Annotated in this window: 20 protein-coding genes and 2 pseudogenes; 15 read left to right on the top strand and 7 right to left on the bottom strand. The window is 68.4% G+C overall.

Annotated elements, in window-relative coordinates; genetic code table 11:
* The first annotated feature begins 186 nt into the window (after window positions 1-186).
* The 4 genes from AB8P05_RS14695 to AB8P05_RS14680 are packed head-to-tail and all read left to right on the top strand — an operon-like array spanning window position 187 to window position 4,799.
* Window positions 187-1,305, top strand: coding sequence for a 2-aminoethylphosphonate--pyruvate transaminase (locus tag AB8P05_RS14695; RefSeq protein ID WP_472759843.1), 1,119 nt, complete (start codon window positions 187-189; stop codon window positions 1,303-1,305).
* 29 nt (window positions 1,306-1,334) lie between these two features.
* Window positions 1,335-2,165, top strand: a complete 831-nt coding sequence (gene phnX, locus AB8P05_RS14690) for a phosphonoacetaldehyde hydrolase (protein WP_472760138.1) — start codon at window positions 1,335-1,337, stop codon at window positions 2,163-2,165.
* Complete coding sequence (locus tag AB8P05_RS14685; protein ID WP_472759842.1) at window positions 2,162-3,409, top strand: NAD(P)/FAD-dependent oxidoreductase; 1,248 nt, start codon at window positions 2,162-2,164, stop codon at window positions 3,407-3,409. Before phnX ends, AB8P05_RS14685 begins: the two co-directional genes overlap by 4 nt.
* Before the next feature lie 28 nt (window positions 3,410-3,437).
* On the top strand, window positions 3,438-4,799 hold the full coding sequence (locus tag AB8P05_RS14680) for an aspartate aminotransferase family protein (protein ID WP_472759841.1): 1,362 nt from the start codon (window positions 3,438-3,440) through the stop codon (window positions 4,797-4,799).
* A gap of 60 nt (window positions 4,800-4,859) precedes the next feature.
* Here AB8P05_RS14680 and AB8P05_RS14675 read toward each other — a convergent pair.
* From AB8P05_RS14675 to AB8P05_RS14660, 4 genes and pseudogenes are all read right to left on the bottom strand, one after another.
* Window positions 4,860-6,412 (bottom strand): annotated as a pseudogene (locus tag AB8P05_RS14675) (gamma-glutamyltransferase family protein).
* Window positions 6,413-6,502: 90 nt separating this feature from the next.
* Window positions 6,503-7,525, bottom strand: a complete 1,023-nt coding sequence (locus tag AB8P05_RS14670; protein WP_472759840.1) for an ABC transporter substrate-binding protein — start codon at window positions 7,523-7,525, stop codon at window positions 6,503-6,505.
* A 27-nt stretch (window positions 7,526-7,552) separates the two neighbouring features.
* Window positions 7,553-8,326 carry an ABC transporter permease gene (locus AB8P05_RS14665; protein ID WP_455173139.1) on the bottom strand — a complete coding sequence of 258 codons (774 nt, stop codon included), beginning with the start codon at window positions 8,324-8,326 and terminating at the stop codon, window positions 7,553-7,555.
* 3 nt (window positions 8,327-8,329) lie between these two features.
* Window positions 8,330-9,184 (bottom strand): ABC transporter ATP-binding protein, encoded by an 855-nt coding sequence (locus AB8P05_RS14660; RefSeq protein ID WP_455173138.1) that lies wholly within the window; start codon window positions 9,182-9,184, stop codon window positions 8,330-8,332.
* 235 nt (window positions 9,185-9,419) lie between these two features.
* Between AB8P05_RS14660 and AB8P05_RS14655 the strand changes: the two genes are divergently transcribed.
* Window positions 9,420-10,124, top strand: a complete 705-nt coding sequence (locus tag AB8P05_RS14655) for a GntR family transcriptional regulator (RefSeq protein ID WP_472759839.1) — start codon at window positions 9,420-9,422, stop codon at window positions 10,122-10,124.
* Between the two features lie 33 nt (window positions 10,125-10,157).
* Here AB8P05_RS14655 and AB8P05_RS14650 read toward each other — a convergent pair whose 3' ends face one another.
* Window positions 10,158-10,556, bottom strand: a complete 399-nt coding sequence (locus tag AB8P05_RS14650) for a nuclear transport factor 2-like protein (protein ID WP_455173136.1) — start codon at window positions 10,554-10,556, stop codon at window positions 10,158-10,160.
* Between the two features lie 79 nt (window positions 10,557-10,635).
* Between AB8P05_RS14650 and AB8P05_RS14645 the strand changes: the two genes are divergently transcribed.
* The gene (locus tag AB8P05_RS14645) at window positions 10,636-11,871 is read left to right on the top strand and encodes an amidohydrolase family protein (protein ID WP_472759838.1); all 1,236 of its coding nucleotides are present in this window, start codon (window positions 10,636-10,638) and stop codon (window positions 11,869-11,871) included.
* A 169-nt stretch (window positions 11,872-12,040) separates the two neighbouring features.
* On the top strand, window positions 12,041-12,832 hold the full coding sequence (locus AB8P05_RS14640; RefSeq protein ID WP_472759837.1) for a DedA family protein: 792 nt from the start codon (window positions 12,041-12,043) through the stop codon (window positions 12,830-12,832).
* Between the two features lie 204 nt (window positions 12,833-13,036).
* On the opposite strand, the pseudogene dctP reads toward AB8P05_RS14640, so the two are convergent.
* Window positions 13,037-13,309, bottom strand: a pseudogene (gene dctP / locus AB8P05_RS14635) (TRAP transporter substrate-binding protein DctP); the annotation flags it as partial.
* A 150-nt stretch (window positions 13,310-13,459) separates the two neighbouring features.
* Here dctP and AB8P05_RS14630 point away from each other — a divergent pair.
* From AB8P05_RS14630 to AB8P05_RS14595, 8 genes are all read left to right on the top strand, one after another.
* Window positions 13,460-14,269 carry an ABC transporter permease gene (locus AB8P05_RS14630; RefSeq protein ID WP_472759836.1) on the top strand — a complete coding sequence of 270 codons (810 nt, stop codon included), beginning with the start codon at window positions 13,460-13,462 and terminating at the stop codon, window positions 14,267-14,269.
* Window positions 14,270-14,366: 97 nt separating this feature from the next.
* Window positions 14,367-15,383 (top strand): ABC transporter substrate-binding protein, encoded by a 1,017-nt coding sequence (locus tag AB8P05_RS14625; protein ID WP_472759835.1) that lies wholly within the window; start codon window positions 14,367-14,369, stop codon window positions 15,381-15,383.
* Window positions 15,384-15,432: 49 nt separating this feature from the next.
* A complete protein-coding gene (locus AB8P05_RS14620; RefSeq protein WP_472759834.1) occupies window positions 15,433-16,257 on the top strand; it encodes an ABC transporter ATP-binding protein in 825 nt (274 codons plus the stop codon).
* A gap of 230 nt (window positions 16,258-16,487) precedes the next feature.
* Window positions 16,488-17,792 (top strand): hypothetical protein, encoded by a 1,305-nt coding sequence (locus AB8P05_RS14615; RefSeq protein ID WP_472759833.1) that lies wholly within the window; start codon window positions 16,488-16,490, stop codon window positions 17,790-17,792.
* Window positions 17,789-18,940 (top strand): Gfo/Idh/MocA family protein, encoded by a 1,152-nt coding sequence (locus tag AB8P05_RS14610; protein WP_472759832.1) that lies wholly within the window; start codon window positions 17,789-17,791, stop codon window positions 18,938-18,940. The genes AB8P05_RS14615 and AB8P05_RS14610 overlap by 4 nt, the downstream gene beginning before the upstream one ends.
* 170 nt (window positions 18,941-19,110) lie before the next feature.
* The gene (locus tag AB8P05_RS14605; RefSeq protein ID WP_472759831.1) at window positions 19,111-20,271 is read left to right on the top strand and encodes a dihydrodipicolinate synthase family protein; all 1,161 of its coding nucleotides are present in this window, start codon (window positions 19,111-19,113) and stop codon (window positions 20,269-20,271) included.
* Window positions 20,271-21,152, top strand: a complete 882-nt coding sequence (locus AB8P05_RS14600) for a sugar phosphate isomerase/epimerase family protein (protein ID WP_472759830.1) — start codon at window positions 20,271-20,273, stop codon at window positions 21,150-21,152. The genes AB8P05_RS14605 and AB8P05_RS14600 overlap by 1 nt, the downstream gene beginning before the upstream one ends.
* 70 nt (window positions 21,153-21,222) lie before the next feature.
* Complete coding sequence (locus AB8P05_RS14595; RefSeq protein ID WP_472759829.1) at window positions 21,223-21,912, top strand: TetR/AcrR family transcriptional regulator; 690 nt, start codon at window positions 21,223-21,225, stop codon at window positions 21,910-21,912.
* 38 nt (window positions 21,913-21,950) lie between these two features.
* Here AB8P05_RS14595 and AB8P05_RS14590 read toward each other — a convergent pair whose 3' ends face one another.
* The gene (locus tag AB8P05_RS14590; protein ID WP_472759828.1) at window positions 21,951-22,703 is read right to left on the bottom strand and encodes an isochorismatase family protein; all 753 of its coding nucleotides are present in this window, start codon (window positions 22,701-22,703) and stop codon (window positions 21,951-21,953) included.
* Window positions 22,704-22,719 lie beyond the last annotated feature (16 nt).

Here is a 22,719-nt window from a genome sequence, read left to right as displayed (position 1 = left end):
TTCAGCAGGCGGGCGGCCTTGGTGAATCCCCCTCCGTCGCCACCGCGTGGAAGGCGCGGAGCTGGGCGAAGTTCATTGATTTCATCTATGGACCCATAGGTCGAATGGATTGGCTTTATGATACGCGAACCGGCGTCATGGGGCCATTCCGTCCGTCACGGTCTCTTTCCTTCGGGATTCTCCTTGATGTCCGACCCTGTGCCCTATCTTTTGACTCCGGGCCCGCTGACCACCTCCGCCACCGTCAAGCAGGCGATGCTGCGCGACTGGGGTTCGCGGGACGGCCGCTTCATCGGCCTCAACGCCGGCATCCGCGACCGGTTGGTGCGTCTGGCCGGCGGCAGCGCCGACAGCCATGTCGCAGTGCCCGTCCAGGGCTCCGGCACCTTTGCGGTGGAAGCGATGATCGGCACGCTGGTGCCGCGCGCCGGCCGGCTGCTGGTGCTGGTCAACGGCGCCTACGGCACCCGCATGGTCCGCATCGCCGAGGTCGCCGGCCGGTCCGTCACCGCGCTTGAGACGGCGGAGGACCTGCCGGTGTCGCCCGCCGCCCTTGCCGAAGCGCTGGACGCCGATCCGGCGATCACCCATGTCGCCGTGGTCCAGTGCGAAACCACCTCCGGCATCCTCAATCCGATTGAGGCGGTGGCCGAGGTCACGCGGTCGCGCGGCCGTGCCCTGCTGATCGACGCCATGAGCGCCTTCGGTGCGCTGGCGCTCGACATGGCGGCGCTGGGCGCCCTCGCGGTCGCCGCGTCCTCCAACAAATGCCTGGAGGGGGTGCCGGGCATGGGCTTCGTCATCGCCCGCCGCGATGCGCTGGAGGCCGCCAAGGGCAACGCCCACTCCCTGTCGCTCGACCTGCACGACCAGTGGCGCGGCTTCGAGGCGAACGCGCAGTGGCGCTTCACCCCGCCCACCCATGTGATCGCCGCCTTCGCCCAGGCGCTGGACGAGCATGAGGCGGAAGGCGGCATCGAGGGGCGCGGGGGGCGCTATCGCGCCAATGCCGCCATCCTGATCGGCGGCATGCGGGCGCTGGGGTTCGAGACGCTGCTGCCCGACCATCTGCAGGCCCCGATCATCGTCACCTTCCGCATGCCGGCCGACCCGGCCTTCGTCTTCGCCGACTTCTACGACCGGCTGCGCGAGCGCGGCTTCGTCATCTATCCCGGCAAGCTGACGGTGGCCGACAGCTTCCGCATCGGCTGCATCGGCCGGCTGGGAGCGGAGGAGATGACTGCCGCCGTCGCCGCCATCCGCAGCACCCTGTCCGAGATGGGCGTCGCCTCCGGCGCGCCTTGACCATGTCACCCGTTCGAAAGCCCGATCCGATGAGCTTCGTCTATTCGCGCCGCTACACCGGGCCGCTCCAGGCCGTCATCCTCGACTGGGCCGGGACCACGCTGGACCATGGTTGCCTCGCCCCGGCCGGCGCCTTCATGGAGGCCTTCCGCCGCTCCGGCGTCGCCATCACGCTGGAGCAGGCCCGCGCCCCCATGGGGATGGCCAAATGGCACCACATCCAGGCGATCACCCGCATGGCGCCGGTGGCGGAAGCCTGGACCGCCATCCATGGCGCCGCCCCGGCCGACGCCGACGTCGACCGCCTCTACGAGACCTTCCTGCCGCTTCAGGTGGAGGTGGTGGCACAGCATTCCGTCCTGATCCCCGGTGCCGCCGAGACGGTCGCCGCCATGCGCGCGCGCGGGCTGAAGATCGGCTCGACCACCGGCTATCCCCGCCCGGTGATGGATGTGGTGCAGCGGGTGGCGGCCGCGCAGGGCTATGAACCCGACATCACCGTCTGCGCCGGAGAGACCCCGGCCGGGCGGCCCGGTCCGGCGATGGCGCTGCGCTGCGTCGTCGAACTGTCCATCTCGCCGGTGGAGGCCTGCGTGAAGATCGGCGACACCGTCGTCGATGTCGAAGAGGGGCTGAACGCCGGCATGTGGACCATCGCGGTGGCCGACACCGGCAACGAGGTCGGCCTGCCGCTTGCTGACTGGCAGGCTCTGGCGCCGGACCGGCGCGACGCTCTGCATGCCGCGGCATCCGACCGTCTGGCACGGGCCGGCGCCCATTACGTGGTCCGCTCGCTGGCCGAGGCGCTGCCGCTGCTCGACGCCATCGAGGCGAGGCTTGCCCGCGGCGAGAAGCCGTGACCGCAAATCATGCCCCTATCGACAGCGCCGACATCGTGGTGGTCGGCGCCGGCATCCTGGGGCTGGCGGTCGCCTGGGCGCTCGGGCAGGCGCTGGGGACCGGCGGCACCCGCTCGGTTCTGGTGATCGACCGCCATCCGCCCTCGACCCAGGCCACGGCACGGGCCGCCGCCCTGCTGACCCGCGTCCGCGGCGATGCGGCAACGGCTGCGCTGGTGCGGGACACCTACATCGCCATCACCAGCCTGGAAGAGGAGTTGGGGGAGGATCTCGGCCTGCGACGGGTCGGCACCCTGCATGTCGCCGCCAGCGCCGCGCGTGTCGATGCCCTGCGTACCCTGGTTGCCGCCAGCACCGATCCGGTGGACTGGCTGGACGGCGACGGCGCCGCCCGCCTCGCCCCCTGCCTGTCGGCGGAAGCCGTCGAGCGCGCCGCCTTCATGCCGCTTGACGGCTTCATCGATCCAGTGCGGCTGGCCGACGCCTACCGCCGCTCGGCCCGGCTTTCCGGTGTCCGGATCAGCACCGGCCCGTCGGTGCAGGCGATCCGTGTGGAGCGTGGCCGCGTCGCCGGGCTGCAGACCGACCAGGGCTTCATCGCCGCCCCTATCGTGGTGAATGCCGCCGGAGCCTGGGCGGCCAGACTGGCATGGTCCGCCGGGGCCGGACTGCCGCAGGCGCCGGTGCGCAGCCAGTATTGGATCACCGAGCCGCGTCCCGACCTGTTTCCCCGCGACCTGCCCGTGCTGGTCATGCCCGATACCGGCGCCTATGCCCGGCCGGAACTGGGGGCGCTGCTGTTCGGGCTGCGCGGCAGCCGGTCGCTGGCGCTCGACCCGGCACGGCTTCCCATCGACACGGCCGGGCTCGACCTTGGCGATTCCGACGGCGGCCTGGAGACGCTGGAGGAAGGCTGGCAGGCGCTGGTGCGGCTCTGCCCGCCGCTGCTCCAGGCCGGCATCGCCCATTACGTCTCCGGCCTGTCCACCTACACCGCCGACGGGCGCTTCGTGCTGGGGCCGGTTCCGGAGGTGGAGGGGCTGTTCATGGCGACCGGCTGCTGCGGTGCCGGCATCGCCGCGTCGGGAGGCATCGGCCAAGCCGTGGCGGCAGCGGTCCTCGGCCGGCCGGGACCGGTGGACCTAGCTCCTTTCGCACCCGGCCGGCTCGGCACGGTCGATCCCTTTTCCCCGGCGCTGCGCGACGCCTGCGCCGCCGCACGTTCCGGCAAGACCGCCGGCTGATGGGCCGGCTGACAGTAAGGAAAACCCGATGCAGCCCGACCGTTCTGAAGGCGACGTCAATCTCGGGCCCCGGCGCGCGCGCTGGATGGCCGGCGCGCTCGGCCCCCGCTCCCGCGCGCTGGTGGAGCGCGATGCCGCCGCCTTCCTCAGGCAGTCCCTGTCCACCCCCTGCCTGTCGGCAATCCGCAAGGCCGAGGGCATCTGGATCGAGGACATGGACGGCCGCCGCTACATGGACTTCCACGGCAACAGCGTCCATCACATCGGCTACGCCCATCCCCGGCTGGTGGCGGCGCTGAAGGCGCAGATGGACGAGCTGACCTTCGCCCCGCGCCGCTTCGCCTGCGAACCGGCGGCCGACCTGGCGGAGCGCCTCACCGCAATCGCCCCGACCGGTCCGGGCAGCCGCGTGCTGTTCGCGCCCGGCGGGTCGGAGGGGATCGAGATCGCGCTGAAGCTGGCCCGCGTCGCCACCGGCCGCTTCAAGACGGTCTCCTTCTGGGACGCCTTCCACGGCGCCGGCTTCGGCGCGTCCGGCGTTGGCGGCGAGGCGCTGTTCCGGTCGCACGGGATCGGGCCGCTGCTGCCGGGGACCGAGCATGTGGCGCCGTTTGCCTGCGCCCGCTGTCCCTACGGCTTCGACCCGGCGCCGGGCGGCGGTCCCGACCTCGACGCCTGCCGGATGACCTGCGCGCGGATGCTGCGCTATGTGCTGGAGAAGGAGGGGGACGTCGCCGCCGTGGTGGCGGAGCCGGTGCGCGCCGTGCCCTATGTGCCGCCGCCGGGCTTCTGGGCGGAGGTGCGGCGGGCCTGCGACGATGCCGGCGCCCTGCTGATCTTCGACGAAATCCCGACCGGCCTCGGCAAGACCGGCAGCCTGTTCAGCCATGAGCCCTTCGGGGCGCGGCCGGACATCCTGGTGCTGGGCAAGGCGCTGGGCGGCGCCATGCTGCCGCTGGCCGCGGTGATCGCCCGCGCCGGGCTGGACGTGGCCGCCGACCGCGCGCTCGGCCATTACACCCACGAGAAGAACCCGCTCCTCGCCCGTGCCGGCCTGACCACGCTGGACATCATCCGGGACGAGGGGCTGGCCGACCGCGCCGCGGCCCTTGGCACCCACGCGCTCGATCGACTGCGCGAACTGACCGTCACGCTGCCCGGCATCGCCGATATCCGGGGCGCCGGGCTGCTGATCGGGGTGGAACTGGCCGATCATGAGGGACTGAGCGGCGCCGACCGGGCGGAGGCGGCCTTCTACGCCGCACTTGTGGCCGGTGTCAGCCTGAAGATCTCCCAGGGAACGGTGCTGACCCTGTCCCCGCCGCTGACCATCGCCAAAGCCGACCTGGAGCGGGCTCTCGCGATCGTCGCCCGTTCGATCCCGGGGTGAGGCCATTCAATAGGGCTGCCGAGGCATCCGCGTTGCCGCCCCGGCTCGCCATTCTGAATGCTATCCGGCAAATGGGGACGGCTGGCATCGAATCGCATTGCCTTCGCCGCGCGGATCGTGGGCGCCGAGGCCGGTGTCCGCATCGGCGAGGCGGATGGCCCCGGCCTGCCCGAAGATCGGCGACAGGGCCGGAAGGGGTGCCACCTCGTGCCCAAGGGCGGCAAGCTGTGCTATCGCCGCCTCGCCCAGCGACGCCTCGATCTTGAGGCTGTCGCGGCTGTCGGAGAACGTCCTTCCCAGCAGGAAGCGGGGCTGGGCAAGCGCCTCCTCCGGCGTCATGCCGTGATCGATCAGGCCGGTGAGCAGCACGGACAGGGTCTGCGGCTGGCCGTCCGCACCCTGGGTGCCGTAGAGAAGATGCGGCTCCCCATCCTTGAGGGCGATGCCGGGGTTCAGGGTATAGAAGGGCCGCTTGCCCGGCTCGATCCGGTTGCGGTCGCCGGGAACGGTGGAGAAGGCCGCCCCGCGGTTCTGCCAGAGGATGCCGGTATCGCCGACCAGCACGCCGCTGCCCCAGTCGAAATAGGTGCTTTGCAGAACGCTGGCGCAGCGGCCCTGCTCGTCGGTGGCGGCGAAGTAGACGGTGTCGCCATGGCGGTAGGGATGGGGCCAGGCCAGGGCGCGCGCGGGATCGATGGCGGCAGCCTTGCCCGCCAGACGCTGCGGGTCGAGAAAGTCCCAGGGCGGCGGCTCCGACCGGTCGGGATCGGCGATGAGCGGCCGGTCCAGGAATGCCTGCTTCACCGCCTCGACCAGCAGATGGTAGCGGAGCGGGCTTGAGGGGGAGAGGGCGGCCAGATCGAAGTGGCTGAGAATGCCCATGATCGCCAGCGTGGACAGGCCCTGCGTCGGCGCGGGCGGGGCCAGCAGGGTCACCCCGCGATAGTCCAGGCTGGCGGGCGTCTCCTCCCGCGTCCGGGTCGCCGCCAGATCGGCGGCACCGAGGGGGAGCCCGCGGCGGCCAAGCCTTCCGCCAGCTTCCGCCCGAGCCGCCCGTCATAGAAGGAGCGGTAGCCGTCCTCGGCCAGCAGGGAGAGGCTGCGGGCGAGGCCGGGCTGCAAGAACGGCTCGCCGGGGGCGGCGCCGAAATGATCCGCGAAGCGGCCCCAGTGCGGGATCTCGTCGCGCCGGAAATCGAACCAGAAATGCTGCGACCGGCTGGGGACATAGCCGTCCCGGGCCAGGGCGATGGCGGGGGCGAGCAGGTCGGCGAAGGGCTGGGTGCCGTCCCAATGGCCGGCGCTGTAGGCAAGCGCATGGCCCCAGCTGTCCACCGCGCAGGCCGAGGTGACGGCCGAGGCGGGGCCGCGCAGGGGGATCGGCGCATCATAGGCGGGAAGAGCGCCCGCCGCCTGCCCGATGCCGAGGAAACAGCGCTGCCGTCCCTGCCGATCGGCCACCAGCCAGACGGCGTCGCCGCCGATTCCGCAGAAATGCGGCATGACGACGGACAGGCAGGCGGCGATGGCGACCGCCGCCTCGATGGCGGTGCCGCCCCTCGCCAGGACGGCGGCCCCGGCCTCGGAGGCCAGGGGATGCGGGCTGGTGACCATTCCGGCGCTGGCCAGTCCGGTATGGGCGACGTTCATCTCTTCCCCCATCGGTGAAACCCGGCCGGCGGTCCGGCCGGGGCATCCCTGCGATCAGTTGGTCTTGTAGGCGAGCTTGCGCTCGGCCTGCGGCGGCAGGAACTGGCGGGTGAAGACCTGTTCCGGCTTGGGCGTGGCGGTCAGCTGATAGCCTTCGACCACGATGCCGATCGAACGGGCGAGGCGGGCGTCGTCCACATCGCCGAGGCCGAGCCGGTCGACTTCGGGCGAAACGATGAGATGCTCGTAGGAGAACTTCATGCGGGCGAGTTCAAGCTCCTCCTTGGCCAGATTGTCGTAGGCGAGGACCGCCTTCAGCCCGGCCGCGGCATCCCCGCCGATCTCGACCGCCGCCTTGTTGACCGCGCGGACAAGCCCGGCGACGGCGGCGGGGTTCTCCTTGATGAGCTTCTGGGAAACCATCATGCCGTTGGAATAGAGGTCGAGGCCGAATTCGCCGAACAGCAGCCAGTTGTAGTCCTTGGCCGGATCCTGGCGGTTGTTGATCAGGTTGAACCAGCTGGTGATGTTGAAGACCAGGGCGCCGTCGATGTCGCCCTTGATCAGCATCGGTTCCTGCAGGTTCGGCCCCATGTTCTCGATGGCGACCTTGGTCATGTCGACCTTGTTGAGCGTGCCGAGCACGGTCACGAGGCGGGTGGTCGGGGTGCCCTGGGCGCCGCCCAGCTTCTTGCCGACGAGATCGGCGGGCTTGGTGATGTTGGTCGTCTTCTTCGAGACGATGGCGAAGGGCGGCTTGTTCCACAGCTGATAGACCATGATCGGCACGTCGCCGGGACGGGTCGCCGCATTCTGGATGATCGCGTTGATGTCGCCGAAGCCAGCGTCGTAGGCGCCCGACATGATGCGGGTCACGGTGGCCGCCGATCCTTCGCCCTGGTCGATGGTGACGTTCAGCCCCTCGGCCTTGAAATAGCCCTTCTGCAGCGCCAGCAGGAAGGGCGCGTCGGAGCCCTGGGTCTTCCAGCCGAGCGTGAACTTGATGTTGGTGTCGGCCAACGCCGGTCCGCTCAGGCAAAGACCGAGCGCAAGCGTCGCGAGAAGCTTTTTCAACATGGGGAGGCTCCGTTTCGGGATGAAGGGTCAGGCGGAGGCAAAGCCCTGCCGGCGGGTGGCCCAGCCGGTGACGCGCGCCTCGACCAGCGAGAAGGCGACGTAGAGCAGGATGCCGAGGGCGGCGAGCAGGAAGAGGCCGGCGAAGACCAGCGGCACGTCGAAGTTGGAGGAGGCCGTCATCATCACGTTGCCGATGCCCTTGTTGGAGGCGACGGTTTCGGACAGCACGCTGCCGACGAAGGCAAAGGTGACGGCGATCTTCAGCGAGGCGAAGAAGAAGGGCATGGTGCGGGGCAGGCCGACGTTCCACAGGATGTCGAGCCTGCTGGCCCCCAGCGACTTCAGCACGTCCTCCAGTTCCGGCTCGGTGGTGGCGAGGCCGGTCGCGATGTTGACGACGATGGGGAAGAAGCACATGGCGAGTGCCGTGAGGATGGCCGGCGTCGCCCCCGATCCGAACCACAGCACGAAGATCGGCACCACCGCGACCTTGGGGATCGAGGAGAAGCCGATCAGCAGCGGATAGACCGTGTCGTAGGCGGTGCGCGAGACGCCGATGGCCGCCCCGATGACCACTCCGACGGTCACGCCCAGGACGAAGCCGATCATCGTGGTCCACAGGGTCTGCAGCACATGCGGCCAGAGGATGCCGAAGCGGGCGGCAAGCGTCGCGAAGACCTGGGTCGGGCGGGGCAGGACCAGATCCGAGACCTGAAGGACGAGGCAGAGGACTTCCCAGGCCGCGAAGAAGCCGAGAATCAGGATGGCGGCCCAAAGGCGGCGGCGCAGGTCGTAGCTCACGGCTCAGGCTCCCCGGATGGCGGTATCGCTGCGCGCGTCGATGATGAGATCGCGCAGGCGCTGGTTGAGGGCGACGAAATCGGCGTCGAAGGTCATCTGGATGGTGCGCGGGCGGGGGAAATCGACGGCGCTGTCGTCGATGATGCGGCCGGGGCGGGCGCTCATCACGCAGATGCGCGAGGCGAGGAAACCGGCTTCCTTCAGGTCGTGGGTGATCAGCAGGACGGTGGGCTTGCGCTTCAGCCACAGGGATTGCATCGTCCCCCACAGCTCCTCGCGGGTGAACTGATCCAGCGCGCCGAACGGCTCATCCAGCAGCAGCAGGCTCGGTTCATGGACGAGGGCGCGGCACAGGTTCGCGCGCTGCAGCATCCCGCCCGACAGCTGCCAGGGATAATGGTTGGCGAATTTGTCGAGCCCGACATCGGCCAGCAGGGCATGCACCCGGTCACGGAACTCCGTCTTGCGCTTGGCGCGATAGTCGTTGCGGAAGGGCCGCACGATCTTCAGCGGCAGCATGACGTTCCGCTCGATGGTAAGCCAGGGCAGCATGGTCGGATTCTGGAAGGCCATGCCGATCCGCAGGGCCTTGGCCCCCACCTCGCGCCCGCCGACGATGACGGCCCCCTGGGTCGGATTCAGCAAACCGGCCGTCAGCCGCAGGATCGTGGACTTCCCGCAGCCCGACGGGCCGACCAGGGCGACGAATTCGCCGTCGGCGATCCGAAGGTTCGTCTCCTGCAGGGCTGCGACCGTCTTGCCCGGCTTGCCGAACGAAACGGCGGCCTGCGACAGCTCGACTGCGATGGAAGGGGCGACGGAAGACGGGCCTTGCGGGATGGCTTGGGATGGGAACATGCGGCATACCTTCGTGACGGATCGACGGAACTGTATGCAACGGGTGCGCCAGTTCCCGGAACGCGCCGCGCTCCGCACCAGGAAAGCCGGAGGGCTGCCGATCAAAAGTGTGTACAGTTTTTGTATGCATCTCATTTGTGCAGTCGGGCTGTGACGCTGCATTCAAATGCGGCACTTGGTGAGTTGCATTCCCATCCGGCCTCGCTTATGGAAGGCGGAGCAGGCGAGGACGGTGATGGCCGAGGAAAAACGTTCGAAGAAAACCGGAGGCGACCGGGTTGCGGTGATCTGCACGGCCCTGCGCCGCGCGATCATCGAACGGGCGCTTTCGCCGGGAGACCGGCTGCCCGAGGATTCGCTGGGCGAACGCTTCGGCGTCAGCCGGACCATCGCCCGCAGCGCGCTCGGGCAATTGGCGGCGGAGGGCCTGGTCGATCTGCGCCGCAACCGCATCGCCGTGGTCGCGGTGCCGTCCTTCGAGGATGCCCGAGACATCTTCGACATCCGGGTCGATCTGGAGCGTCAGGTCGTCCGGCATCTGGCCGGCAAGCTGACCGAGGCCCAGGTGAAGCAGTTGAAGGCCATCGTCGAAGCCGAACATCAGGCCCGCCATGGCGCCGAGGGGATTTCGATCCGCCTTGCCACGGAATTCCACGTTCGGCTGGCGGAAATGACCGGCAAGCCCGTGCTGATCCGCTATGTAACGGAGATCTGCTACCGCGCGGGATTGTCGCTGGCCGTCTTCAGCCGGCCCCACTCGTCGGAATGCGCAGTAAATGAGCATCTGGAACTGATCGAGGCGATCCGGACCGGCCCTGCCGACAAGGCCTGCGCCCTCATGGACGAGCATCTGGAGGCGGTGGCCTCCCGCGCGCTGCTGCAAAGCTCGGGCGCCAAGAGCCGCGACCTCATGGATATCCTGGCGCCCTACACCGAATAAGGGCGCCAGGAATCGGGGAACGGCGCGATCAGGTCAGCGGGCGCAGGAGGGATCGAGGATCCATTCGGCGCTGTCGTTCCAGACATCGGTTTCGACGATCAGCCCGTCCCGCACCACGAAGCGGTCGACATAGCGGTTGTTGTCGAAGGGCGTGCCGTCCGGCCAGGCGCCGTACAGGTAGCCCAGGCTGTAGACGATGGTCTCCGTTTCCCCCGGCACCACGTCATAACGCTCGATCCGCTTCTTCACCCATTTGTAGCGGGCGGCGTTGAAGCCGGTCGGCCCGCTCGGCGTATCGAAGACGCGATGCCCGGTAAAGCGGCAGATGAAGCCCGGAGCCACATGTTTCGCCGCACGCACGGGATCGGGGGCCATGGAGGCCTCCAGATAATCCTTCACGGCCTGCAGGTCGCGTTCGGTCGTCGCACTCATTTGAACCTCCGTCAGTGTCGTCATGATGGTATCAAAACTGCATACGATTTCTGCATGCAAACGACACGCCGGATTCGAAATGCCGCAGACTCACAGTTTCGACCTTCTCCTGCGCAACGCCCGCCTGAGGGGATGGGATGGCCCGCAGGATATCGCGGTCGGGCAGGGGCGGATCGCCGCCATCGCCCCCGCCCTGGCCGCGACGGCCGCCATAGAGGAGGATGCCGGCGGGCGTCTTGTCCTGCCGGGGCTGGTCGATACGCACATCCATCTCGACAAGTCCTGTCTGCTCTGCCGGTGCCGTGACGCCGGCGGCGGACTGAAGGGGGCGATCGCCGCGGTTTCCGGCCTTAAAAGGAATTTCACGGTCGAGGATGTCTATGAACGCGGCGCCCGCACGCTGGAACGCGCGATCACGCAAGGCACCATGCACATGCGCGCCCATGTGGAACTGGATCCGCTGGTCGGCCTGCGCAGTTTCGAGGCGATGAAGCGGCTCAAGCAGGATTTTGCCTTCGCCATCGACCTGTCGATCTGCGTCTTCCCGCAGGAGGGGATGACCCAGGATCCCGCGGTCGAACGGCTGCTGGCGCAGGCGCTGGCGGAGGGGGCCGACCTGCTGGGCGGCTGTCCTTACACCGACGCGGATCCATCGCTGCAGATGGAGAGGATCTTCGCCCTGGCGGTGGCGCATGACGTCGATCTCGATTTCCATCTGGATTTCGATCTCGACCCCAGCTGGTCCCATCTGGAGGAGATCTGCCGGCGGACGGTGGCGGCGGGTTGGCAGGGGCGGGTCGCCGTCGGCCATGCCACCAAGCTCGCGGTCATCGACGATGCCGCGCTGGCGCGGATGATTGCCCTCCTGGCCGATGCCGGGGTGGGGGTGACGGCGCTGCCCGCGACGGATCTCTATCTGAATGGGCGCGATGCCGGCCATCGGGCGTCGCGCGGGGTGGCGCCGGTCCACCTGCTGGCGGAAGGCGGCGTCACCGTCTCGGTCGCCACCAACAATGTCCTGAATCCCTTCACGCCCTTCGGCGACGGCTCGCTGGTGCGGATGGGCAACCTCTATGCGAACCTCATGCATCTGGGGCCGGAAAGCTTCGGCGACTGCCTCGACATGATCTCGGCCGGGGCCGCCCGGCTGATGAGGATCGCGGACTATGGCATTGCCGTCGGCGGATGGGCGGACATGATCGTGCTCGATGCAGAAGACGAGGCCGACGCCTTCGGCGGAATAGCCGCGCCGCTCATGGGATTCAAGCGCGGCCGCAAGAGCTTCGTCAGGCCGGCGGCAATGCTGGTGAGGTAGCGGGCGCCGGGTCGGCTTGCGGCCCGACTGAATGTCCCTGGGAAACCCGGCCGGGATCATCTTGTACGTCCGGAGGAGCAGGCCCAACTGTGGGGCACTTCGACCTGGGTCGCTCGGGCAATGGGGATCCGGCAGCAATGCCGGCTCTCTTTCCCTGCGCCTTCGCCGAATGGGACGATCCCGCATTTGGACCTCCGACGCCCTCATCGACCTGAAAGGACCGGCCTCTCCTCATGATCGACCTGCATCGACAGCGCATCCGGCGCCGGCGCCCATTCGGGATCCAGACGACGTGGACGCAAACATCGTGCTGACTGGACTTCCTGATATTGCGGCGCAGGGGGCCGCTCTCGCCGCCTTCATCGAAGCGCATGCGGATTGGGCGGAAGCCATTATCTTCCTGATGGCCTTCGCGGAAGGGCTGACCCTCGTCGGGCTGCTCATCCCCGGCGTCGTCATGCTGACCGCGGCCGGCGCCCTGGTGGCCGCGGGTGTCCTCGATTTCTGGTCGGTCTATCTGGCTATCGCGGGCGGCGCCATCCTTGGCGATGCCACGTCCTACTGGCTGGGCCGCCGCTATGGCGAGCGCGTTTTCCGGCTGTGGCCGTTCAGCAAGCGGCCCGAACTGCGCAGCCGCGGCGAAGCCTTCTTCCATCGGCATGGAAGCAAGAGCGTCTTCCTGGCGCGATTCATCGGCCCGTTGCGCGCGGTGGTGCCGACGACGGCCGGCATGATGGCGATGCCCCACCGGAAATTCCAGACCTTCAACATCCTGTCGGCCCTGATCTGGGCGCCGCTGCTGATGTCGCCGGGCCATCTCGCATGGACCGGCTACGACTTGGCCGGAACAGCGGGGCGAACCGCGCCGGCCGCCGTGGAAGGCGGGCCGGGGCAGGGCGCGGCGAAGCCCTGCGTGCCCGCTCCACCCGTCGATGGAGTGCCGCAAAGGACGGCCTGCTGATCCCGGCTCGCGACGTTCGGGCCTGAGGTCGATTCTGTCGCAGGGCTGCCCCTAATGGCGCAGCCGGCGGAACCGCATTACTTAAGCGTGTCCCGCCGCACATGGGGATCGACGGCAAGCATGTCCGTAGCTTGTCGACGGTCCTCCGTGCGGCGGGGCGCCCCGGCTTCGTTCCCGCGCAACGATGCGCGCGCCGAGGCAGTGGTCCTCCAGCCGGTTGATCGGCCGCTTGCTGTTGTAGAAGCTGCGCGCGCTATTGCCTTGGAAGGCCAGACCGATCGGGCCGTGCTTTTCCATCGCCGCCAGGATTTTGTCACCGGCTGGGCCGTCCTTCACCTTGTGCATGTGATCGACCGAGTGGAACAGGAAGGGCTGGGCGGCAACGCGGGTTTCCGGAACCAGCCCGTTCAGCGCGGCCAGATTGACGCGGTTCATTCCGATGACACCGAACTGCGTCTGCTGGATGGTGTCCTTCTCGTCACTGCCTGACCGTCAGCGCCATAAACAGTCCGTTACCACCATTGTAAGGATTGACCGGCAGGATGCGGCGGGCATACTTTTAACCAGCCGGTTAAAACACCGCGGCCGCCCCTCCGGCCGCCCGAGCCCGCCGGCCGGAGAAGACGCATGGAACGTCGCTCACGCTCGGGCGCAGCGCTGCGCCTGCTCAATTCCGACTGGGTCCGCCCCATCCTGCTGATGGTCATCCTGCTGGTTCTGTGGGATCTGTCGGTCCGGCTGTTCGGCGTGCCCGCCTATCTGGTGCCGAAGCCCGGCGACGTCGTTCTGGCGATGATCGACGAATGGCCGCGGCTGCTGTCCGAATCCGTCCCGACCTTCACGGCGACGCTGGGCGGCTTCGCGCTGTCGGTGCTGTTCGGCATTCCCATCGCGATGCTGATCGCCGGATCGCGCACCGTGGAGGCCTATGTCTACCCGCTGCTGGTCTTCTCGCAGTCGATCCCGAAGGTCGCCATCGCACCGCTGTTCGTGGTTTGGTTCGGCTTCGGCCTGATGCCGAAGGTGATCGCCGCCTTCCTGCTGGGTTTCTTCCCCGTCGTCGTCTCGGCGGTGCAGGGGTTCAAGTCGGTGGATGGCGAGATGATGGACCTTGCCCGCTCGATGAAGGCGTCGCGGCTGCAGACCTTCCGGATGGTCAGCCTGCCGCATGCCCTGCCGGCGATCTTCGCCGGGCTGAAGGTCTCCATCACCCTGGCGGTGGTGGGGGCGGTGGTCGGCGAATTCGTCGGCTCCAACTCCGGCATCGGCTTCGTCCTGCAGCGCTCCATCGGCAATTTCGAACTGCCCTTGATGTTCGCGGCCCTGACCGTGCTGGCATTGATGGGCGTGCTGCTGTTCTGGGTCATCGATGTGCTGGAACGCTTCGCCATTCCCTGGCACGCCAGCCAGCGCGACAAGTTCAGCCCCACCGCCTGAACGCCGGTCCAAGACACGAATCACCGACAAGAACCCCGACGCCGCACAGCGCCGGCCGACGGGGCGATCCACCACCCATGGGAGGACACCGGTCGTGATGAAGAAAACCATCGTCGCGGCGCTCTGCGCCTTTGCCGCCTCCACCTTGCCGGCGCAGGCCGCCGACAAGGTGACGCTGATGCTGAACTGGTACGTCTATGGGGAGCACGCCCCCTTCTACTACGGCAAGGACAAGGGGCTGTACGAGGCCGAGGGCATCGACCTGGAAATCCAGGAGGGCCGCGGGTCGGCGGTGACGACGCAGCTGGTCGCCAGCAAGGGCGTCACCTTCGGCTATGTCGACGTGCCGACCATGATCAAGGCGGCGATGAAGGGCGCGCCGGTGACCTCGCCGGGCGTGCTGCTGCAGACCAGCCCGATGTCGGCGATGGGCTTCACCGACAAGAACATCCGCAAGCCGGAGGACATCAAGAACCGGATCGTCGCCATGACGCCGGGCGACAGCATGTCCCAAATCTGGCCGCTGTTCCTGAAGAAGACCGGCCTGAAGGAACGTGATTTCGAGGTGGTGTCGGGCGACGCCCAGACCAAGCTGAACGCCGTCATCAACGGACAGGCCGACCTGCTGCTGGGCTATGTCATGGACCAGAGCATGAAGATCAAGGACGCCACCGGCAAGTCGGTGACGCCGATCCGCTTCGCCGATTACGGCGTCAACATGGTCTCCTCCGGCATCATCGCCCACACCGACACGCTGAAGGACAACCCCGACCTCGTCCGCCGCTTCATGGCCGCAACCACCAAGGCGGTGGAGGAGGCGGAGAAGGCGCCGAAGGACGCCGCGGCCGCCATCCTGAAGGCCAACCCGAAGGGCGGCAAGCCCGACACGCTGCAGGAAGGCTTCGAGCTGACCATTCCGCTCTACCGCACCAAGGAGACGGAGAAGATGCGGCCCTTCCAGGTCACCGACGCCAACATGAAGGAGACGGTGGACATGCTGGTCGAATATGGCGGGCTGGACGCCTCGGCCAAGGAGAACCCGAAGCGCTTCTACACCCGCGATTTCCTGCCGGACGACCCTGCGGCGAAGGCGGTGAACGCCGCCGCCAAGTGACCGGCCCCTGGTGACCGACCGGCCCCCCGTAAGGCCCGACGAGGAAAGCATGGCACAGCCTCAGTTGAAACTGGTGGGCGAGGCGGAGACGCAACGCCTGTCCGGCGCGCCGCTGATCCGCATCGACGGCGTGACCAAGACCTACCGCACCCGCGACGGCGAGGTGCCGTCGCTCCGCCCCATCACCTTCGACGTGCGGCCGGGCGAATTCCTGGTGGTGGTCGGCCCGTCCGGCTGCGGCAAGTCCACCCTGCTGAAGATGCTGGCCGGGCTGCTGCCGGTCACCAGCGGCACCATCAGCATCGAAGGCGACGTGGTGACCGAGCCGCACGACGACACCGGCATCGTCTTTCAGAGTCCGACCCTGCTGGCCTGGCGGTCGGTGCTGCGCAACATCATGCTGCCGGTGGAAATCCGCCGCCTGCCGCGCGAGCGCTATCTGGAGCGCGCCCACAAGCTGATCGGGATGACCGGGCTGACGGGGTTCGAGAACAAATACCCCTGGCAGCTGTCGGGCGGCATGCAGCAGCGCGCCGCCCTGTGCCGGGCGCTGGTGCACGACCCGAAGATCCTGCTGATGGACGAGCCGTTCGGCGCGCTCGACGCCATGACGCGGGAGCGGATGAACGTCGAGCTGCAGCGGATCCAGCACGAGACCGGCAAGACGGTGATCCTCATCACCCATTCCATCCCCGAGGCGGTGTTCCTGGCCGACCGGGTGATGGTGATGTCGGAACGCCCCGGCACCATCGCCGCGACCTACGAGGTCCCGCTGCCGCGTCCGCGGACGCTGGACGTCATGGGCGACCCGGTCTTCATCCAGCTGACCCAGACCATCCGCAAGCATTTCGCGGCGCAGGGGCATCTGGATTAGGGGGCGCGGTTAGGCCGCCGCGTTAGACCCCCACCCTAACCCTCCCCCGCTGGGCGGAGGAGGGGACTGCCGCCGCCCGGCGACCAACTCCCTCCCCTGCCCAGCGGGGGAGGGAAGGGGCCCATGCGCCAGCATGGGAAGGGTGGGGGCAAAACACAGAGGATCTTCACCATGCCCGCCCCCGTCTCCGCATCCGCGCCATCGAGCTGTACGAGCGGCCCGTCCGCTTCGTGAAGCCGTTCCGCTTCGGCGCGGTGACGGTGGAGGCCGCCCCGCAAGCCTTCGTCCGCGCCCTGGTCGCTGTCGAAGGGCAGGGCGAGGCCTGGGGGGCGGCCGCCGAGATGATGATGCCGAAATGGTTCGACAAGCGCCCGGACCGCAGCCCGGCCGACACGGTGGACGGCCTGCGCCGCTCGCTGATCGAAGCACGCGATGCCTACCTGTCCGACAGCCGCCTCGACACCGCCTTCGGCCATCACGCCGCTTTCACCCCGACGCTGGAGCCGAAACTCGCCGCCGCCTTCGGGCCGGCGCAGATCGACAAGGCGGTGCTGGACGGGCTGCTGCGGGTGCTGGGGCTGAACGCCTTCGAGGGGCTGGGCGCCAATGTCGCCGGACTGGATGCGCGGCTGACGCCCGACCTCGGCGGCTTCGGACTGGATGCTTTCCTGAAAAGCCTCTCCCCGCTTGCCGAGGTGGAACTGCGCCACACCGTCGGCCTGCTCGACAGTCCCGAAGATCTGCGCGCCCTGCTGAAACAGGCGCATCTGCGCTGGTTCAAGATCAAGCTGGGCGGTGACGTTTCGGCGGACCTCAACCGGCTTGGCGAACTGGCCGCCGTGCTGGAGGAGGCTGTTCCCGGCTACCACGCCACGCTCGACGGCAACGAGCAGTACCGCGACGCCGGTCATGTCGCGGAGCTTCTCGACCGGATCGACGCCTCTCCGGCGCTGGCCGGCATCCGCCGGGCGCTCGCCTATCTGGAGCAGCCCATCACGCGGGAGGAGGCGCTCGCCCGGCCGCTGGGGGCGGTGGCGGAGCGGGTGCCGGTCATCATCGACGAATCCGACGACGGCTACGACGCCTTCCCGCGCGCCCGTGCCATGGGCTATCGCGGCGTATCGTCGAAATCCTGCAAGGGTCTCTACAAGGCGATGCTCAACCGCGCCCGCTGCACGGCTTGGGGACCGCCGCACTTCATCTCGGCCGAGGATCTGACCTGTCAGGCCGGCGTGTCGGTGCAGCAGGACACCGCCCTGGTCGCCTTCCTCGGCATCCCGCATGCCGAACGCAATGGGCACCAATACGGCGAGGGGTTCGGCAATCCTGACGAGGCCGACGCCTTTCTCAGAGGCCATCCCGGCTTCTACACCCGTGACGCCGACGGGACGGTCAGGCTCGCCACCGGCAGCGGCCGTCTGCCGACGGCGCCGCTGTCCGGCCCCGGATACGCCCATTCGGCCGATCCCGACTGGTCCGGCCTGTCACCCCTTTCACACCCGACATCAGCGTTTTCCGAAGGAACCCTCCCATGAGCACCAAGCGCCTTGGCCTCATCATGCACGGTGTCACCGGGCGGATGGGCATGAACCAGCACCTGATCCGCTCGATCCTGGCGATCCGCGCCCAGGGCGGCGTCACCCTGTCCGACGGCACGCGCGTCATGCCCGACCCGATCCTGGTCGGCCGCAATGCCGAAAAGATGCAGGAGCTGGCCCGCCGCCACGGCATCGAGCGCTGGAGCGACAATCTCGACGCGGCGCTGGAAAACCGCGAGGACGTGATCTTTTTCGACGCGGGCACCACCCAGATGCGCCCGACGCTGCTGGAAAAGGCGATCCGCGCCGGCAAGCATGTCTATTGCGAGAAGCCCATCGCCACCAACCTGGACGAGGCGCTGCGCGTCGTCCGGCTGGCGGAGGAGGCCGGGGTGAAGAACGGCACGGTGCAGGACAAGCTGTTCCTGCCGGGGCTGGAGAAGCTGCGCATGCTGCGCGACAGCGGCTTCTTCGGCCGCATGCTGTCGGTGCGCGGCGAGTTCGGCTATTGGGTGTTCGAGGGCGACTGGCAGCCGGCGCAGCGCCCGTCCTGGAATTACCGGGAGGAGGACGGCGGCGGCATCATCCTCGACATGATCTGCCACTGGCGCTACGTGCTCGACAACCTGTTCGGTCAGGTCAAGAGCATCTCCTGCCTGGGCGCCACCCACATTCCCGAACGCTGGGACGAGACGGGCAAGCCCTACAAGGCAACCGCCGACGACGCCGCCTATGCGATGTTCGAGCTTGAGGGCGGGGTGATCGCCACCATCAACTCCTCCTGGTGCACGCGGGTCTACCGCGACGATCTGGTGACCTTCCAGGTCGACGGCACCAACGGGTCGGCGGTGGCGGGGCTGACCGACTGCGTGATCCAGCCACGCCAGGGCACGCCGCGCCCGGTGTGGAACCCCGACCAGAAGCAGACCATCGACTTCTACGACACCTGGCAGCCGGTGCCGGACAACGCCGTGTTCGACAACGGATTCAAGGTGCAGTGGGAGTCCTTCATCCGCCATGTGGTGGAGGATGCGCCCTACCGCCATGGCCTCATCGAAGGCGCCAAGGGCGTCCAGCTGGTGGAATGCGCGCTGCAGAGCTGGCGCGAGCGCCGCTGGGTGGACGTGCCGGCCATCGGGGGGTGAGGCGTCGGCTGACGATGCCCCCTCCCTAACCCTCCCCACCTTCGGTGGGAGAGGGAACTGCCGCCGTCCTTTGCTTAGCCTCCGCAAGCGTCCAACCCCCTCTCCCGCGAAGCGGGGAGGGATGGCGAGGGGGCATCCGGCGGCAACGACCTACCCAGGAACCTTGACCCATGCCCACCATCCGCCTCCCCCGCCCCGACCGCAGCATCGAAAGCTACACCCTGGCCCCGCCGCGCGGCTTTCCCGCCCGCACCGAACGGCCGCTGACCCGCATCGCCTTCGCCGCCGCCCATATGGTCGCCGACCCGCTGGCCGAGGGCGACCCGTGGCTGGCGCCGGCCATCGACTGGGACCGCACCATCGCCTTCCGCGAGCATCTGTGGGACCTCGGCCTCGGCGTCGCCGAGGCGATGGACACGGCGCAGCGCGGCATGGGACTGGACTGGCCGACCTCGCTGGAGCTGATCCGCCGCTCGCTGTCGGCGGCCAAAGCGCGCGGCGGGGTGATCGCCTGCGGCGCTGGCACCGACCATCTGCCGCCGGAGAACGCCCGCAGCGTCGACGACGTGATCCGCGCCTATGAGGAGCAGGTCGAGGCCATCGAGGCGCTCGACGGCCGCATCATCCTGATGGCGTCGCGCGCGCTGGCCCGTGTCGCCAGGGGGCCGGAGGATTACGTCCGCGTCTATGGCCGGATCCTGTCGCAGGTGAAGCGGCCGGTGATCCTGCATTGGCTGGGCGACATGTTCGACCCGACGCTGGCCGGCTATTGGGGCACCACCGACATCGACGCGGCGATGGACACGGCGCTGTCGATCATCGGCGACTTCGCGCCCAAGGTGGACGGCATCAAGATCTCGCTGCTCGACAAGGACAAGGAGATCGTCATGCGGCGGCGCCTTCCTGAGGGCGTTCGCATGTACACCGGCGACGATTTCAATTACGCGGAACTGATCGCCGGAGACGGGCAGCATCATTCCGACGCGCTGCTCGGCATCTTCGACGCCATCGCGCCGGCCGCCGCGGCGGCGCTGGCCCATCTGGCCGACGGCGACGAGGCGGGCTTCCACGACATCCTGGCGCCCACCGTGCCGCTGTCGCGCCACATCTTCAAGGCGCCGACCCGCTTCTACAAGACCGGCGTCGTCTTCATGGCCTATCTGAACGGCCACCAGGACCATTTCACCATGGTCGGCGGGCAGGAGAGCACGCGCTCCACCCTGCATCTGGCGGAGCTGTTCCGGCTGGCCGACCGCGCCGGGCTGCTGTCCGATCCGGACCGGGCGGCACGGCGGATGGCGGCGGTCCTGGCTGTGCGGGGGATTTCGTGATGCCCGATTTTAAGACAAGAGACTTCTCCGGAGATCATCGCTGGCTGTCGATCAACACCGCGACGGTCCGCAAGCAGGGCGATCTGGTGGAGATCCTAGATGCCTGCGCCCGCCGCGGCATCCGCGCCGTTGCACCCTGGCGCGATCAGGTGGCGGCGGTCGGGCTCGACGCCGCGGTGCGGGCGGTGCGGTCTGGGGAGCTGGCGCTGTCCGGCTATTGCCGCGGCGGCATGTTCCCGGCCGAACCGTCCAAGGCGGCGGAGGTGCGCGACGACAACCGCCGCGCGGTGGACGAGGCGTCGGCGCTGGGGGCGGTCTGCCTCGTGCTGGTGGTCGGCGGTCTGCCGCAATTCTCCCGCCCCGGATCGGCGCCCAGCAAGGATTTGGCACTCGCCCGCTCGCAGGTCGAGGACGGCATCGCCGAACTGCTGGATTATGCCCGCAAGGCCGGCATGCCGCTGGCGATCGAGCCGCTGCATCCGATGTATGCCGCCGACCGCGCTTGCGTGAACACCATGGCCCAGGCGCTCGACCTCTGTGACCGGCTGGACCCGGGGCGGACCGGGGCGCTGGGGGTGGCGGTCGACGTCTATCACGTCTGGTGGGATCCGCAGCTGGAGGCGCAGATCCGCCGCGCCGGTAGTGAGCGGCTGCTGGCCTTCCATGTCTGCGACTGGCTGGTGCCGACGGCCGACCTGCTGCTCGACCGCGGCATGATGGGCGACGGCGTCATCGACATCCCGCGCATCCGCGGCTGGGTGGAGGAGTGCGGATTCGCCGGCTTTTCGGAGGTGGAGATCTTCTCGCAAACCAACTGGTGGGAACGGCCGATGGGCGAGGTGCTGGACACCTGCATCGACCGGCACCGCAGCGTGGTTTGAATTCGCCGGCCGACGCTCTACCATCGGGGAAGACCGCCCCCGTCCCGTACCGCAGGAGCCGGCTTCCCGCATGGACAGCCTGACCGACGCACCCGATCCGGTGCCGCCCGCACCGACGCCGAACAGAGCCGCCGCACCGGCCAAGACGACCCGCGATCCGGAAGGGACCCGCGCCCGCATCATGGCGGCGGCGACGGAGGAGTTTGCGCGCTACGGCCTGGGCGGCGCCCGCATCGACCGCATCGCCGAGCAGGCCGGCACCAACAAGCGCATGCTCTACTACCATGTCGGCAACAAGGAGGAGCTGTATCTGGCGGTCCTCGAGGGCGCCTACGCCCATATCCGCGCCACCGAACGCACGCTGAACCTGGAAACGCTGGCCCCGCCGCAGGCCATCGCGCGGCTGATCGAATTCACCTGGCAATATTTCATCGATCATCCCGAATTCATGGCGCTGCTGAACATCGAGAACCTGCACAGGGCGGAGCTTCTGAAGGGCTCCGCCCATGTCCAGTCGATGCATTCGCCCTTCGTCCAGATGATCGCCGACGTGCTGGCGCGCGGCGTGGCGCTGGGGGTGTTCAGGGCCGGGGTGGACCCGGTGCAGCTCTACATCTCCATCGCTGGCCTGTCCTATTTCTACCTGTCCAACGTCCACACGCTGTCCGTCATCTTCGGCCGCGACCTGCTGGCCGAACCGGCGCGGGAGGAGCGGCTCGCCCACATGGTGGAACTGGTCCTGCAGGCCCTGCGGCCCTGACCGCCGGTCACGCGATGCCGGACGCGCCGACGCCCCGTTCAGCGCGGCTGGAGCAGCAGATCGTCGGCGATGACGGCGCCGCTCGCCTGCATCAGATACAGCCCGACATGATGGGCGACCATCTGCGGGTGGGCCGCGCTGTCCGGCAGGCCGAGGCTGCGGGCCGTGGCCAGCGGCAGGTCGTAGGTGGAGCATCCCGGCTCATACACCACGATCTCCCGCAGCGGCCCGGTCATGCCGTGGTTGCGCGCCGACAGCAGCGTCTGCACGGCCTGGAGAACGCAGATGTCCGTGCAGATGCCGTCCACCACCAGCGTCTCGATGCCGTTCCCGGCGATCCAGTCGAACAGCCGGTTGCGGCCGGTCGCAAGGTCGGTCGTCCCGACGACGCCGTTGATGCAGTCCTTGCGCATCAGCGTGACGCCCGGGGCGCCGTCCAGCCAGGACAGCTCCTCCACCAGATCCTCCTCGCCGGTGCCGGCCTCGCAGTGGGGCGGATAGGGAAATTCGGGCTTGCCCGGCTCATGGGTGTCGAGGAACACCGCAATGGGATGGCCGGCCTCGATGAACAGCCGGTTAGTGCGGTCGATCTCGGCGATCATGCGGCTGACCTGGGCGTTGGCCGTGGGCGGCGCCAGATTGCCGCCGCCTATGGCGGCGAAGCCCTTCACCGGGTCGACGTCGAGCTTTCCGACCCGCTTGCCGGCCAGAGATACGGCGGTCCTGCGCACCGGCATGACGGCGGCGACGGCATCCAAGGCGGCGTCCGGGCTGATGATGGTCTCGGTCATGATGGGTCTCCTCGGG

The sequence above is a fragment of the Azospirillum sp. VT-I1 genome (assembly GCF_055698305.1).
Note: the sequence above shows the minus strand (reverse complement) of the source record. Positions and strands in the feature narration are given on the sequence as shown.